The sequence below is a fragment of the Sphingomonas sp. CFBP 13706 genome, from assembly GCF_014842355.1.
In the GTDB taxonomy this organism is placed as follows: Bacteria; Pseudomonadota; Alphaproteobacteria; order Sphingomonadales; family Sphingomonadaceae; genus Sphingomonas; species Sphingomonas aerolata.
In genome coordinates, this window is the sequence record NZ_JACYVM010000001.1 from 55294 (window position 1) to 70823 (window position 15530).

The 15530-nt window shown below is 66.8% G+C and carries 11 protein-coding genes; 8 read left to right on the plus strand and 3 right to left on the minus strand.

Annotation, left to right across the window (positions count from 1 at the left end; genetic code table 11):
- Nucleotides 1–30: 30 nt before the first annotated feature.
- On the minus strand, nucleotides 31–3063 hold the full coding sequence (locus tag IFS44_RS00240; protein ID WP_244649781.1) for a TonB-dependent receptor: 3033 nt from the start codon (nucleotides 3061–3063) through the stop codon (nucleotides 31–33).
- A 212-nt stretch (nucleotides 3064–3275) separates the two neighbouring features.
- Complete coding sequence (locus tag IFS44_RS00245; RefSeq protein ID WP_031439703.1) at nucleotides 3276–4022, minus strand: FadR/GntR family transcriptional regulator; 747 nt, start codon at nucleotides 4020–4022, stop codon at nucleotides 3276–3278.
- A gap of 276 nt (nucleotides 4023–4298) precedes the next feature.
- On the opposite strand from IFS44_RS00245, the gene IFS44_RS00250 reads away from it, so the two are divergent.
- From IFS44_RS00250 to IFS44_RS00275, 6 genes are read left to right on the plus strand one after another with little or no spacing between them, the layout of a single operon-like run.
- Nucleotides 4299–5696: a 3-keto-disaccharide hydrolase gene (locus IFS44_RS00250; protein ID WP_192097048.1), complete on the plus strand. Its 1398-nt coding sequence runs from the start codon at nucleotides 4299–4301 to the stop codon at nucleotides 5694–5696.
- Between the two features lie 13 nt (nucleotides 5697–5709).
- Nucleotides 5710–7020: a Gfo/Idh/MocA family protein gene (locus tag IFS44_RS00255; protein WP_192097049.1), complete on the plus strand. Its 1311-nt coding sequence runs from the start codon at nucleotides 5710–5712 to the stop codon at nucleotides 7018–7020.
- A gap of 1 nt (nucleotide 7021) precedes the next feature.
- Nucleotides 7022–7876 carry an FAD:protein FMN transferase gene (locus IFS44_RS00260; protein WP_342366294.1) on the plus strand — a complete coding sequence of 285 codons (855 nt, stop codon included), beginning with the start codon at nucleotides 7022–7024 and terminating at the stop codon, nucleotides 7874–7876.
- A complete protein-coding gene (locus tag IFS44_RS00265) occupies nucleotides 7873–9144 on the plus strand; it encodes a Gfo/Idh/MocA family protein (protein WP_192097050.1) in 1272 nt (423 codons plus the stop codon). The genes IFS44_RS00260 and IFS44_RS00265 overlap by 4 nt, the downstream gene beginning before the upstream one ends.
- Before the next feature lie 14 nt (nucleotides 9145–9158).
- Nucleotides 9159–10316: a Gfo/Idh/MocA family protein gene (locus tag IFS44_RS00270; RefSeq protein WP_192097051.1), complete on the plus strand. Its 1158-nt coding sequence runs from the start codon at nucleotides 9159–9161 to the stop codon at nucleotides 10314–10316.
- Entirely contained in the window at nucleotides 10313–12550 is a 2238-nt protein-coding gene (locus IFS44_RS00275) for a GH92 family glycosyl hydrolase (RefSeq protein ID WP_192097052.1), read from the plus strand. The genes IFS44_RS00270 and IFS44_RS00275 overlap by 4 nt, the downstream gene beginning before the upstream one ends.
- 13 nt (nucleotides 12551–12563) lie before the next feature.
- Here IFS44_RS00275 and IFS44_RS00280 read toward each other — a convergent pair whose 3' ends face one another.
- Nucleotides 12564–13709: a cellulase family glycosylhydrolase gene (locus IFS44_RS00280; RefSeq protein WP_192097053.1), complete on the minus strand. Its 1146-nt coding sequence runs from the start codon at nucleotides 13707–13709 to the stop codon at nucleotides 12564–12566.
- 258 nt (nucleotides 13710–13967) lie between these two features.
- Between IFS44_RS00280 and IFS44_RS00285 the strand changes: the two genes are divergently transcribed.
- Nucleotides 13968–14867, plus strand: coding sequence for a 2-dehydro-3-deoxygalactonokinase (locus IFS44_RS00285; RefSeq protein WP_192097054.1), 900 nt, complete (start codon nucleotides 13968–13970; stop codon nucleotides 14865–14867).
- The gene (locus tag IFS44_RS00290) at nucleotides 14864–15499 is read left to right on the plus strand and encodes a 2-dehydro-3-deoxy-6-phosphogalactonate aldolase (RefSeq protein WP_192097055.1); all 636 of its coding nucleotides are present in this window, start codon (nucleotides 14864–14866) and stop codon (nucleotides 15497–15499) included. The genes IFS44_RS00285 and IFS44_RS00290 overlap by 4 nt, the downstream gene beginning before the upstream one ends.
- Nucleotides 15500–15530 lie beyond the last annotated feature (31 nt).

The window sequence follows — 15530 nt, forward strand, 5'->3', positions numbered from 1 at the left end:
GCGCCGATATCGACCAGAACCATGAAGTCCTCAGAACTGGAAATTGACCGCGAGCGCGTAGGTGCGACCGAAATAGGACGTGTAGAGCGGGTCCTGACGCACTGTGTCGACGGTCAGGCGATTGGTTTCGTCAGTGATGTTCGATACTTCGGCGATCAACTTGATATGCTCGTTGAGGTTGTACGAGGCCGAGGCGTCGACGAAGATCGAACTCGCATTGGCGGTCGAATCCGCGTCGACCGAGCCGCTGGGGACGGCGGTCAGGAAGGCCGCGCGATAGTTGACCGTCGAGCGGATGCTGAACTTGTCGTCTTCGTAATAGAGCGTCCCGCTTGCCGTTTCGGGCGACAGCCCGACCAGCGGCGCGGTCCGGGACAATGTCGGCGAGATGACGTAGTTGATGTTCGACCGGACCCGCGTGAAGTTGCCAAGCGCGCCGAAATTGCGCAGCACGCCGGGCAGGAAGGTGAAGGGCAGCTGGACGTTGACCTCGAACCCGCGCAGCGGCCCGCCCTCCGTGTTGTTGCTCCGCTGGACGGTGAACACGTCGGTCGGGCGCAACTGCGTTCCGTTCAGCAGCGTCAGCGGCAGGCCGATATCCTGGAACGCGACCGCCTGGCTGGTCGTCTGGATATAGCTTTCGATATTCTTGTAGAAATACGCAACCGAGATCAGCGAGCCCTTGGCGAAATACCATTCGAGCGCCGCGTCGAACGTGTTGGCACGGATCGGTTCGAGGAAGGGATTGCTGAAGGTTGCGGTCTGGATCACGAGGTTTGCAGAGCCTGCGGGGATCAGCTGGCCATAGGCTGGCCGTGACATCACGCGCGCGACAGCGGCGCGCGCGATCAGCTCGGGCGTGATGTCGAGCGCGAGGTTCGCTGACGGCAGCCAGTCGTCATAACTGCGGCCGACCTCCGATATCACGAACCGCGAGGGATAGAGCGACCCGGCAGGCGCGGCCGAGGTGATCGGGCCATAGGTGTCGAGCTTGGTATGGACGTACCGTACGCCCGCATCGCCCCGCAGTGCGAAGGGCAGCGAATTGGCGGTGTTGAACTTCACCATCGCATAGCCCGAGGCATATTTCTCATCGACGCCGCCATACGTGCCCTTGGCGCATTCGAGGCTGCAATAGACATAGTTGTCGAGCCCGACCGCGTCGCGGAACTTCTCGGGATCGATCGAGACGAAATCCTGCAACAGCCCGTCCAGGTTGCTGCCGATGCCAGTCGTCACGGTGGTGAGGCTGGCGAGCGTCACGCCCGACGGCAAGGCAAGCGGCGTGTTGGTGGCGAGCTGCCGCTCACGCGCGGTATATTTGTTGGTGCGATACTGGCCGCCGATCTGCAGCGTGAAGTCGGGTGCGGCCTCCCATTCGCCGTTGAGTTCGAAGGTCTTGCTCGTGATCGTGTTGCGACGGATAAAATTCGACAGCTGGCCGCGCTGGTCGCCATTGGCGAGCGGCGGACCATATTGGAAGAGCGCGGGATTAGTCGTGTCGATACCGTAGCCGATCTTCGGAATGTCGGGATTGTCGCGGAAGTCGATCGAGAAGTCGCGCGTGTCATTGGCATCGATCGCGACCTGCAGGCGGTCGACGTCGAGCCGCGACTGGTTGATGCCGGCCAGACCATAGACCCGGACGGTGTCGGAGAAGCGGTGGTCGAGGTTCAGATTGACCTGGCGATAGGTCGAGGTGAACTTCTCCTGCTGCATCTCCGACCGCAGATCGACGCCGTCGAACAGCCCGTGGATCAGCGACCCATTGTCATCGACTTCGATCTCGCGGACCGACGTCAGCGGCTGGCCGTTGTTCGAGATCGCGCGCCCGAACGAGCGTGCATCGAAATAGGTGTCGAGCCGATCCACCTTGAACCGCGAATACAGGCCGTCGAGCGAGATGTCGGTATTGTCGCCAGGCTTCCATTGCAGCGTCAGCGTGCCCGCGAGACGCTGCTGTTCCTGGTCGCTTTTCGCGGGTCGCGGCAGACGGGGGAGATAGACGCCGCCGCCCGGACGACCATTCACCCCGGTCCGGCTCATGACATAATCATAGGCCGCCGCCGTGCTCGTGCGCGGATTTCCGGTGCTGCAATTATTGGCGTCCGCGCCGATCGGCGTGCCGTTCGGCTGGGCGTAGCCGGCGGTCGGACTGTTCGTCGCGGCCCCGCGAAAGCTGTAGCCGACCGGTGTGCAGAAGGGGAAGATCACGCCGGCGTTCGCGGTGCCCGCAGGCTGCGCCTGGCCATAGACCGTGGTCGGCACGACATCGGCGGCCGAATAGGCATATTCGGCGATATGTCGCTTCGAATAGGCGATGCTTCCAAGGATGCCGAACGTGTCGCCGAACTGCTTGGAGACCAGCGCGGATAGGCGCGGATCGGCCTTCTTGCTGATGTCGTTGTAGATGCCGCGCGCAGTCCCGGTGAGCACGAAGCTCTTCTTCTGGTCGAACGGCTTGGGCGCGCGCAGGTCGACCGTCGCACCCAGCGAACCTTCCTCGACATCGGCCGACAGCGTCTTGCGGACCGACAGTGCCGAGAAGATTTCGGTCGGGAAGGTCACGAAGTCGAACGAACGGCCGGTCGCGACGCCGCCGCGAATGTCGGTGCCGCTGACCTGCGACACGCCTTCCATTCCGTTGATGCGCACGCGCGTGAACTGCGCGCCGAGGCCGCGGACCGAGATATTGCGGCCCTCGCCGCCGTCACCGCGCGAGAGCGCGACGCCGGGGATGCGCTGCATAGACTCGGCGAGGTTGGAGTCGGGGAACTTGCCGATATCCTCTGCGACGATGCTGTCGATCGCGGCGGTCTCGTTACGCTTCTGGTTCAGTGCGTTGTTCAGCGAGGCGCGGAACCCGGTCACGACGATATCGGCGTTTTCCGGCTCGGACGTCTGGGTTGGGTCGACAGGATCGGGTGAACTCGTCTGGCTGTCGGCTGGTTGCGGCACCTGGCTGCCCGCGGTTCGCTGGGCCATGGCCGGCGCGGCGATCAACAGACCAATGACGCTCGTCGAGATAAGCAGCATGCGCTTATCGAAGCTCTTGTGGCTCAAGGACCCTCTCCCGATAGGCCGGTCGCGCTGAGTCGGCGCGGCTCGACATTTTGCCGCCCCAGTTTTCTAGGGTCGACGTAGGTCGTCAGGTATCAGGGCCACAGAAATATGACAATATGGAATCATTTGGTCAGACAATTAGTTTGACCAATATTTTGAGGCGCATCCGTAGCCGCGATTTGACAGCGTGCACCTTTAGACGCGGGGGCGGGTCAGACCGAGCGGCGCGCCAGGGCGCGGCGGCGCTGGACGGTCGCGGCCCGCGCGCGTTCGACCGCTTCGGTCTCGGTGACGTCGAGCAGGTGGTCGATCACACGCGCGAGGTGATCGCGCATCGCGTTGCGCGCGTCGACCGGCGAGCGGGCCTCCAGCGCGGTCAGAATCCGGCCGTGCTCGGCCATCCGGTTCTCCGTGCCGAGGCTTCCCGCCTTCGCGAGAACCTCGCGCGCGAGCGGCGAGCGGAAGCGCATGTCCCAGAAATCAGCCACCGCGGAGATGATCACCGCATTGCCGGTCGCCTCGGCGATCGCGATGTGGAACCGGCGATCCGCGTCCTCTGCCGCGATCGTGTCGTCCTGATCCATCTGCGCCAGCAGACCGCGTAGCTCGACGAGCTGCTCCTCGGTGATCTCGGTCGCGGCGACCGCAGCGACTTCGCCTTCGAGCAGGCGACGCGCCTCGGTGATCTCGAACGCGCCGATATCGAGTTCCTGCTCCGAGTCGTTCGATGACGATGCCAGCACGAACACGCCCGAGCCCTTGCGGGCCTCGACCATGCCCTTCATCTCGAGTGCGATCATCGCCTCGCGGATCGTCGGGCGACTGACCTGAAACCGCTCCGTCAGATCGCGTTCGGCGGGCAGGCGACCGCCGACCTGGAATACCCCGTCCGCGATGTCCGTCATGATCGCCTGCACGATCTTGCGGTAGAGTTTACCGCCGCCTTCAGCGTCCTGCATTGCATTCCTCGTTCGATAGACGGCAGCCTGAACGTCGGCGCCGTCCCCTACATCGCGCGGACACCGGGATCGTCAAGTCCGGTAAGCCCCGAACCAGCGGAAACATCGATAAAATGCCTTACAATCTGTTTGCATGTGGCCCGACCACAAATTAGGGTTGGTTTTGGAGAGACGTACGGCAGCGACATGTCGGCGGTGGAACGATGCGAGACGACCGGACCTGTCCGGATAGGGCTGCCCAGCCCGTGTTCGCAGAAAAGAGAAAAGGGCAGGCGAATGGTTCGAGCACTCGCAATTCTGACCTTGGCGGCCGCACCGTTGCTGCTGCAGGCGTCGGTCGACGCGGCCCCTGCGTCTCAATCCTCCACAGATCAGGCAAAAGCGCCGTGGCGCGACGTGACCCCGCGCGCGGGGCTGGCCGGCTGGCGCGCGACCGGGGGCAACGCGACCTATGCGTTCGAGAATGGCGAGCTGATCGGGCGCGCGGAGCCCGGCAAGACGAATAGCTGGCTCGTGTCCAAGGCGCAGTATGGCGACTTCATCGTCGAATTCGACGCGAAGACCGATCCTGCGCTCAATTCGGGGATGATGATCCGCGGACAGAGCCGGCCCGATTATCGCAATGGCGTCGTGCACGGCTATCAGGTCGAGATCGATCCGTCGGCGCGCGCCTGGAGCGCGGGCATGTACGACGAACAGCGCCGGCAATGGCTGTACACGCTCGGCCGCAACGCGCCCGCGCGGCAGACCTTCCGCTCGGGCGACTGGAACCACTACCGTGTCGAGGCGATCGGCACGCGACTGCGCAGCTGGATCAACGGCGTGCCCGCGACCGATACCGTCGACGATGTCGATGCGCGCGGGTTCATCGCGTTCCAGGTGCATGCGATCCCCGACGCGGACGCTGCGCGGCATCCCGAAGTGCGGTTCCGCAACGTCCGCGTCATCACCGATACGCCGGCGCGCTACGCGATGCCCGCGACCGCGCTGCCGCAACAGGGCTGGCTGAGCAATCGGCTGTCCGCAGAGGAGCAGCGCGAAGGCTGGAAGCTGTTGTGGGACGGCAAGACCGGTGCCGGCTGGCGCAGCGCGAAGGGCACGGCGTTTCCGACGACGGGCTGGACGATGGCCGGGGGCGTGCTGCGCGTGGACGGCGGCGGCGGCGACATCGTCACGACGCGCGAATATCGCGATTTCGAGCTGTCGGTCGATTTCAAGCTGGCACCCGGCGCGAACAGCGGGATCAAGTATTTCGTCGATGCCGGCCTGCTGAAGCGCAAGGGCGACGCGCTGGGGCTGGAATATCAGCTGCTCGACGATGCGCGGCATCCCGATGCGAAGATGGGCCGCGACGGCAACCGGACGCTCGGCTCGCTCTACGACCTGATCGCGGCGAAGAACCTGTCCGACCCGGCAAGCCCGGGCAAGCGGATCAATCCGCCGGGCGAATGGAACCGGGCGGTGATCGTGGTGCGCGGCGCGCGTGTCGAGCACTGGCTGAACGGCTTCAAGATGGTCGAATATGACCGCGGGTCGCCGGCGTTCCGCGCGCTGGTGGCACAAAGCAAATATGCCGGGATCGCCGGGTTCGGCGACGCCGTGCAGGGGCCGATCCTGCTGCAGGATCATGGCGACCGGGTCGAGTTCCAGTCGATCAAGCTGCGTACACTCTAAGGGGGATCAAGCGATGGACCGTCGGACGATGATAAAGGGCGCGGGCGCGACGCTCGGCATGGCGATGACCGCGCGCAGCTATGCACGCATCAAGGGCGCGAACGACCGGCTCAGCGTCGCGATCGTCGGCGTGAACAGCCGCGGCCAGGCGCATATGAGCGCGTTCACCAAGGTCCCGAACGTCGAGGTCACGCATTTCTGCGACGTCGACTCGGCGGTACTGGCGAAGCGCGCGGCGGCCTTTGCCGCGAAGGGCCATGCCGCGCCGCGGACCGAAGGCGATTATCGAAAGCTGCTCGACAACAAGGCGATCGACATCATCACCGTCGCAACGCCCGATCACTGGCACGCCAAGCTGGCGGTCGACGGGATGAAGTCGGGCCATCACGTCTATTGCGAGAAGCCGATCGGCATCGCGCCGGCCGAGGGCGAGGCGATGATCGCCGCGCAGAAGAGCACCGGGCGCCAGCTCCAGGTCGGCAACCAGCAGCGCTCGAGCCCCGAGACGCGGCAGCTGCTCGCACTGGTTCAGGCGGGCGAGCTGGGCGACGTGTACGAGGCGCAGACCTGGTACGCCAATAATCGCGGATCGATCGGCAAGGGGCAGCAGGTCGCACCACCCGCGACGCTCGACTGGGACATGTGGCAGGGCCCGCGCCCGCGCGCGGCGTACCGGTCGAACCTGGTGCCGTATAACTGGCACTGGTTCTGGCAATATGGGACGGGCGAGCTGTGCAACAACGCGATGCACGAACTCGACATCGCACGCTGGCTGATGGGGGTGACCTATCCGACGCAGGTCGAGGCGAAGGGGGCCAAGCGCTTCCACGCAGGCGACGACTGGGAGATGTACGACTCGCTGTCGCTCGACCTCAACTACGACAAGGACCGGGTGATCCGTTGGAACGGGCAGAGCTGCAACGCGATGCAGACCTATGGCCGCGGCCGCGGCGTGCTGCTGCTCGGCACCAAGGGGTCGGCCGTGGTCGATCGCAACGGGTTCGAACTCTATGATCTGGCGGGCAAGTCGATCCGGCAGGTAATGGCCAAGGCAACCTCGGAAACGACCGGCACGGTCGGCGAGGGTGTGCTCGACGTCTATCACGCGAACAATTTCGTCGATGTGATCCGCGGCAAGGCCACCACGCTCAACTCGCCGATCACCGAGGGGCATATCAGCACGACGCTCTGCCATCTCGGCAACATGGCCTATCGCACCAACAGCGTGCTGACCGTCGATCCCGCGACCGGCAGGCCGAGCAGTGCCGAGGCGATGAAGCTGTGGTCGGTCGCGTACGAACCCGGCTGGGAGGTCAAGGCCTGACGTGGGTATCGCCGCGCGGGTCGAGCGCTTCGTCGCGATGGGGACGCGGATCGAGCTTCACGTCTTCGGTGCAGGGTCTGAGGCTGCGATGGTCGCGGCACGTCGTGCGATCGAAAGCGTCGACGACGCGCTGACGATCCACCGGCCGTCGCCGACGACCGTGCTCAACGACGAACTGCTCGCCGGGCACGGCGTCGTGATCGACGATCCGGTATTGATCGACGCGCTGGTCGCGATCGACGAGGCGCATGTGCTGACCCTGGGCCTGTTCGATCCGGCCGCCGATCGGCGGTTCGCCGGGGCGGTCTGGGGCGATCTCGTGTTCGACCGCAGCACCGCAAGGATCGCCGCGACCCGGCCGCTCGCGCTCGATTTCGGCGGCTTCGGCAAGGGCTTCGCACTCGACCGCGCGAGCGCCGCGCTGCGCGATGCGGGGGTCGTCTGCGCGTGCCTGTCCGCGGGTGAAAGCTCGATCGCGGTGATCGGGGAGCATCCGCTGGGCGGCGGGTGGCCGTTCGCGATTCCCAATCCGTCGTGCACCGACGCGGTACTGGTCGAGGTCGAGCTGGTCGACGAGGCGCTGTCGATCTCGACGACGGTTGGCGCGGGCACGCAGGCCCCCGAGCGCGCGGCTATGATCCGCCCCACCGATGGCGGGATCGTGACCGCGGCGCGCTGTACCGTGGCGATCGATCGCCACGGCGGCGCTGCGGAGGCGATGAGCACCGCGCTGCTCGTCGCCGATGCGGCGCGCGCGCGACGCCTGCTCGACGCGGCGCCGGCGCGGCGGTTCCTGTACGATCTTTCCAAGGCCGCGGCGCGGACCGACGACACAGCAAGGATGCAAGCGGCATGACCGACAAGGATTTCAACCTTTCACGACGATCGTTCATCGATCGCGTGCTGACGGCGACGGCGGGCGCGGGGATGGCGACGGCCGCACCCTGGGCGGTGTCCGCGGCCTCCGCGGCGGCGGGCGCCGAGCCGGTCAAGTCGAACCCGGTGCGGCTTGGCGTGATCGGCACGGGCGACCGCGGCCGCGCGCTGATCCAGAACATCGCCAAGTCGCGCAACTGCACGGTCGTCGCGATCTGCGACAGCTATGCGCCGAACCTCGTCAAGGCGCAGCAATGGGCGCCGACCGCGCGGCGCTTTGCCGATCACCGCGCGATGCTCGATGCGCGCGGGATCGACGCGGTGGTCATCGCGACGCCGCTCGACACGCATGCGAAGCTCTGCTTCGACGCGTTCGACGCCGGGCTGCACGTCTGGTGCGAAAAGGCGATGGCGCGGACGATCGCCGATTGCGGCGCGATGATCACGCACGCCAAGGCGGCGGGCAAGATCCTTCAGATCGGGCATCAGCGGATGTTCCACCCGACCTACCTCAACGCACTGAAGCGCGCGCGCGCGGGCGAGATCGGCACGCTGACACAGATCCGCGCGAGCTGGCACCGCAACAATGCCTGGCGCCGCGCGGTGCCTGCCGATGCGAACGACCGGCAGATCAACTGGCGGGTGTACCGCGACCGGTCGGCAGGGCTGATGACCGAGCTCGCGACGCATCAGCTTCAGGTCGGTAACTGGTTTCTCGACGCGGTGCCGACGCGGGTGATCGGGTCGGGCAGCATCTGTTTCTGGAAGGACGGCCGCGAGGTCTATGACCATGTCGCGCTGATCTACGAATATAGCGGCGGGCGGAAGCTGATCTACACCTCGCTGCTCAACAATGCGCGCTATGGCTGCGAGGAGCAGATCCAGGGCAGCAAGGGGACGATCGAGCCGGAGCTGGGACGCATCTATCAGGAAGTGCCCGCCAAGGTGCTGGCGTTGCAACGGATGCACAAGGACGTCGCGCGCGGGCACAAGCGCACCGTGCCGATCGGCGGCGCGACCTGGTTCCCCGAACTGCCCGTGACGACACCCGGCGAGTCGCTCGGCTGGGGCGAATATGACGAGACGATGCTGCAGTTCGAGGGCTTTGGCGAGGCGGTGCGCGCGGGCAAGCCGCTGCCCGGCCTGTTGCGGCAGGCCTATCATGCGAGCGTCGCGTCGCTGCTCGGCGAGCAGGCGATGGACCGCAACCAAGCAATGACCTGGCCGACGAACCTGGTCGCGATCTGAAAGGGGATAGAGCTGTGAGCGACACCAACCGCCGGGGACTTCTCGGGCTCGGACTGACCGCAGGACTGGCCGCGGGCTTCGCCGCCGACGCGTTCGCGCAATCCGCCACGCGCGGCGATGCGCCGACCGAGGGGGCGGTGGCCAGGCCCGCGCCCGAAGCCAAATACCGCGTGCCGTTCGCGGTCATCGGGATGGACCACAACCATATCTATGGCATCACCGACGCGGTGATCCGCGGCGGCGGCGTCCTGACCGCCTTCTACGCAACCGATCCCAAGCAGATCGTAATGTTCCGCAAGCGCTATGGCGACATCAAGCTGGCGCGGTCCGAGCAGGAGATCCTCGACGACCGCGCGATAAAGCTGGTGTGCAGCGCGGCGATCCCCGTACTGCGCGCGCCGCTGGGCATCCGCGTGATGCGCGCGGGCAAGGATTATCTGAGCGACAAGGCCGCGGTCGTGACGCTGAAGCAACTCGCCGATGTCCGCCGCGCGATCCGTGAGACGGGACGCAAGTTCGCGATCATGTATTCCGAGCGGCTCGAGGTGCCCGCCGCGGTGATGGCGGGGCAGCTCGTCCATGACGGTGCGATCGGGCGCGTGATCCAGACGATCAACCTCGCGCCGCACCGCCTGTCCGCGCCGAGCCGCCCCGACTGGTTCTGGGACCCGGCGCGCAACGGCGGCATCCTGACCGATGTCGGCAGCCACCAGGCGGACCAGTTCGTCTATCTGACGGGCACCAAGCGCGCGCAGGTGCTCGCGTCGCAGACGGGCAATTTCGGCAATCCCGCGCATCCCAAGTTCGAGGATTTCGGCGACATGATGCTGAGCGGTGATGGCGGGGCGGGCTATGTCCGCGTCGACTGGTTTACGCCCGACGGCCTGTCGACCTGGGGCGACGGCCGCCTCTTCATCCTCGGCACCGAGGGCTATATCGAGCTGCGCAAATATGTGGACATCGCGGGACGCCCGGGCGGCAACCACCTGCTGATCGCGGACAAGAAGGGGACGCGCTATCTCGATTGTTCGAAGGTGCCGCTGCCGTTCGGGCCGCAGTTCGTGACCGACCTGGTCGAACGCACGTCGGTGGCGCAGGATCAGGAGGGCGCGCTGCTCGCGGCCGAACTCGTGCTGACCGCGGAGGCGCGTGCGACTCCGGCGAAGCGATGACGGCGGGGCGCGGCGCGGCGGCCTGCACGGTGCTGCATGTCATCGGGGTCGGCCTGGCGCTCGCGGCGGCCGCACCAGCGGAAGCGGGGCCGGGTCGCGATCCGCTGCCGCTCAGCGACTATGTCGATCCCCTGATCGGTACCGGGGACGATGATCAGGGCGACACGATCCCGGGGCCGACGCTGCCCGCAGGCTCGATCCACCCCAGCCCGAACACGATCACCGCGGCGACCAGCAATGCGGGCTATGACCGCGCCGCGCCGCTGAGCGGGTTCGCGCAACTGCATACGCAGGGGTCGGGCGGGGTGCCGAGTTATGGCACGTTCCTCGTCTCGCCGCAGACGGGGCCGCTCGCGACGCGCGAGGCGGAGCATCTCTCGCCCAAGCGCGACGAGCGCGCGCGGGCGGACAGCTACCGCGTGACGCTCGCGCGCTATGGCACCGATGTCGAGATCGCGGCCGCGCATCACGCCGCGCTGTACCGCTTCACCTTTCCGAACAGCGGCGACGCGCATCTGCTGTTCGACGTGACGCGCAAGATCATGGGCGAGCTCGGCACTGCGGGATCCGAGGTGACGCTGTTTCCCGAGCAGGGCAAGATCGTCGGTCGCGTCCGCACCCGGCATTACTGGTCGCCCGCGGAAGTCGACATCTGGTTCGTCGCCAGGGTCGATGCAAAGCCGACCGCATGGGGAATCGAACGTGCGAACGTCCGCGCACCCGGCGCGACCCGCGCAAGCGCCCCCGCCGACCAGCCGCTGCGCGCCTGGTGGACGTTCGGCAGCGCGGGTCGCGGGCCCGTCACGATGAAGATCGCGGTCTCCTTCGCCAGCGCGGCGCGCGCCGAAGCGCTGCTCGCACAGGATCTGCCCGGCTGGGATATGGCCGCCGTCCGCAGCGCGGCGGGAAAGGCGTGGAACGACGCGCTGGGACGGATCACGATCGACGGGGTCGGCGCGGCGGACCGGCGGCGCTTCTACACCGCGCTTTACCACAGCGTCATCCAGCCACGCGACCGGACGCAGGATCAGGCCGACAGCGAGCGCGCGTCGCCGCTCTATGACGATCATTATACGCTCTGGGACACGTATCACACGCTCTATCCGCTGATGTCGCTGATCCGGCCCAAGGCCTATGCCGGGGTGATCGGATCGTTCGTGCGGACGTGGGAACGCTATGGCGCGGCGGATACCGCGTTCATCGCCGGGCGCAACTTCCATGTCGGCCAGGCGGGCGACGAGGTCGACAATGTGATCGGCGAGGGGTTCCTGCGCGGTGTCCCCGGCGTCGACTGGCAGAAGGCGGCGAACGTCGTCCTGTTCAACGCGTTCGAACGGCGCCGGCCGCGCTATCTGGTCGACGGCTATTTCGCGGTCGACGATCGCAGCCCCGAGGGGACGCCGCAGCGATCGCGCTCGGGGTCGGCGACGTTGGGTATGGCGCTCAACGATTATTACGCGGCGAAGGTCGCGGCAGGCACGGGGCATGCGGCCGAGGCAGCGCTGCTCAGGACGCGTGCGGGCAACTGGCGCAACGTCTGGGATCCGCGCGCGGCGAGCGACGGCTATACCGGGTTCGTGGGGCCACGCTTTGCCGACGGGCGGTTCCAGCCGAACGACCCCAAGCGCGGCTGGGACGGCAAGACGCACGCCAATTTCGGCTTTTACGAGGGGACCGGCTGGATCTACTCCTATGCTGCGGTCCACGACGTTCCGGGCATGGTCGCGATCATGGGTGGGCGCGCGGCGTTCACGCGCCGGTTGCAGCATGCGTTCGATGCGGGGCTGATCGACTTCACCAACGAGCCGTCCTTCTCGACGCCCTGGCTGTTCAGCGAGGTCGGCCGGCCCGATCTGGCGAGCAAATATGCCGATATCGTCTTCCGTCGGTTTACCGCGAACGCCTATCCCGGCGACGAGGACAGCGGCGCGATGAGTTCGCATTATGTGTTCAACCGCCTCGGTCTGTTCCCGAAGCTCGGCAGCGACCTCTATTATCTCCACGCGCCGCACCAGCCGCGGAGCCGGATCACGCTCGCGAGCGGGCGAACCTTCACGATCGTCGCGCGCGGGCAGGGAGCGGGGACGCGCTACATCCGCGCGGCGCGGCTCAACGGGCAACCGCTCGACACGCCGTTCGTGTCGCAGGCCGCGATCCAGCAGGGCGGGACGCTCGAGCTCGATCTGGGTCGTACGCCGAACGACTGGGGTCGCGCGGCGTCGTTACTGCCCTGAGACCCGATCGGCGTCAGCGCCGGTATGCGCCGGGAACCACGGTCTTTGGTGCCGCGCTCAGCCGGCGGATCAGGTCGGTCTCCGCCTTGCGATACGGTGTGCCGTCGGTGCGGAAGACCTCGTGGAACCAGATCGTCGGCTCCTCCATCACATAGGGCTTCTTCCAGCTGTCCCAGGGCAGTCGCGTCTGCGTCTTTCCATCGACGAACCCCCAGTTCATCATCGCGACATTGTAGCGTTTGGCGATCGGCAGCGAGCCGTCGAACGTCGATCCGTTGCCGCGCGCCATATATTCGGTGCACAGGATCGGCCGGTTGTACGGCAGCAACTGGCGCACGCGCGCCTCGAACGTCTCGGGCCAGCTGTAATCGTGGAAGCTGATGACGTCGGACTGGCCCAGCTGGAGCGTCTCCATCGGCGACAGCTTGCCACCGGTCGGGGTCCAGTCGTCATGCTGCCACACGCCCGACGTCAGCGGCTGTGACGGGTCGGCGTTACGCGCCCAGTCGAACGCCTGCGCGAGAAGCGCGCGGACGAGCGGCTCCTTGCCGTCCTGGTCCCTATACTGGTCGGCGCCATTGTCGGGTTCGTTCCAGACGTCCCAGCCAAGGATGCGATCGTCTTTGGCGAACGCCCCGACGATCCCCTGCACATAAGCCTTGTACGCGGGGTAGCGGCTCCGGTCGCGCAATCCCGGCAGGCCCGGACCCTGCACCCAGCCCGAATTGTGGACGCCGGGGATCGGCGGATGCTGGGGCCCGAGCTTCGGATCGGGATCCCAGCAGCTGTCGAACAGCACGAACAGCGGGCGGATGCCGTGCGCGTGCGCGATCGTCAGGAACGCGTCGATGCGGCGCTTGAAGCCTTCGGGATCCTGGACCCAGAGCTGGTCGTGGAGGAACACGCGCATCGTGTTCATCCCGATCCCTTGGGCGAGGCCCAGCTCGTGATCGATCCGCTTGGGATCCCAGGTCGTCGCCTGCCACATTTCGAGCTGGTTGATCGCGGAGGCGGGGGTGTAGTTCGCGCCCACCAGCCAGGGCTGCCTCGCGTACCAGGCCCTGGCCTGCGCCTCGGTCCAGCGCGGGCGGGCATCGGCGGTGCCGACGCCTAGCACACTCGTCGTCGCCGCGAGCGCGGCCAGCAATAGCTTGCCCATGTCTTCCTCCCCTGTCGGTCATTCTCGTTGCAGATCAGGTACGTCAGGCCGAATTGAACGTGGGCCAGGCCGGTCCATTGCGAGAACAGCGAGGCAATTGCTTCTTCGTCGCACATAATTATAGGATTAGTAATAGGCGTCGCGCGGATCAGCGTCGGCTGCGAACGGGAGCCCGGTTCTGGAAAAGCGTTTGATTTCGCCCGATCGGGTGATCGCAACGGGTTCGCCATTCGCCCTCAGCCACCTCAGGCGCGGTCGATGAGCTATACCGTCGCTGGCGACTGGGGCACGAGCAACCTGCGGCTCTACCGGATCGAGGACGGTGCGGTCGTCGATCGCGCGGCGGGGCCCGGTATCGGGGACCTTGGCGACCAGACACCCGAACAGGTGTTGCGCGGCGCGCTCGCAGGCTGGCGCGAAACATCGGAGCCGCGCGTGATCCAGCTCTGCGGCATGGTCGGATCGCGCAACGGCTGGGTCGAGATTCCCTATGTCGACTGTCCTGCCGATCCGGCAATCTGGACGGCAGGATCGGCGCGCGCGATGGTCGACCGGATCCCCGTCACGATCGGCGCGGGGCTTGCCTGCACGCGCGGGTCGGGCGCACCCGATGTGATGCGCGGCGAGGAAACGCAGATCTTCGGTGCGATGGCGCTTGTGCCCGAGCTTGCATCCGGGCGTCATCTGATCGCGCTACCCGGTACGCACAGCAAATGGGCGAGTGTCGAGGACGGCCGGGTGACCGGGTTCCAGACGTTCGTGACGGGCGAGCTGTTCGCGCTGCTGCGGCGGCATTCGACGTTGACGCGTGCGGCGGCGGATGATGGCGCGCCCGAGGATGACGCCGTCGGTTTCGACGCGGGCCTCGATCGCATCTCGGAGGGCGGGCATCTGCTCGGCGCGCTGTTCGAGACGCGGGCAGCGCAACTGCGCACGGGCGCCAGCGGCCGCTGGGCGCTGGGGTTCCTGTCCGGGCTGGTCATTGGTGCCGAGATCGCCGAGATCCTGCCCGCGGCCACCGGCACCATCACGCTGATCGGTGATCCGGCGCTCGCCGACCGCTACAACCGGGCGCTCGCGGCACGCGGCCTTGGCGCTACCGTTCATACCGGCGAAGCCTGTGCGCTTGCCGGCCTTGCCTTGCTGGAGACACCATGACCGTCGATGATCTGCTCGCATCGGGCACTGCGCCCATCGTCGCCATCCTGCGCGGCGTCGCACCCGACGAGGTGCTGGCGATCGGCGAGGCGCTGGTCGAGGCCGGTATCCGCCTGATCGAGGTACCGTTCAACTCGCCAGACCCGGCGACGAGCATCCGCATACTGCAGCAGGCGTTCGGCGATCGGGCCGCGATCGGTGGGGGGACGGTGCTCGACATCGCTTCGGTCGAGGCGCTGGCTGCGACCGGCGGTACGATCATGGTGACGCCCAACACGAACCCCGCCGTCATCGCCCGCGGCGTCGAACTCGGGCTCGAGCCCATGCCCGGGTTCGCCACGCCGACCGAGGCGTTCCAGGCGATCGCCGCGGGTGCACGACGCCTGAAGCTGTTCCCCGCGGTCGCGTTCGGGCCCGCTTATCTCAAGGCTGTGCGCGAGATCCTGCCGAAGACCGTCCGTGTCTGGGCAGTCGGCGGCACCGGGGCGGACAATCTGGCCGATTGGCTGGCGGCTGGGGCCGAGGGGATCGGCGTCGGTGGCGCGCTCTACAAGCCTGGCGACACCGCCGCCACCGTCGGCACGCGCGCCCGCGCACTCGTCGCAGCCTGGCAGGCGGCGCGGTCCGCGTAACGCGTGGCTTGGGTAACGCGGTCGTCCGCGC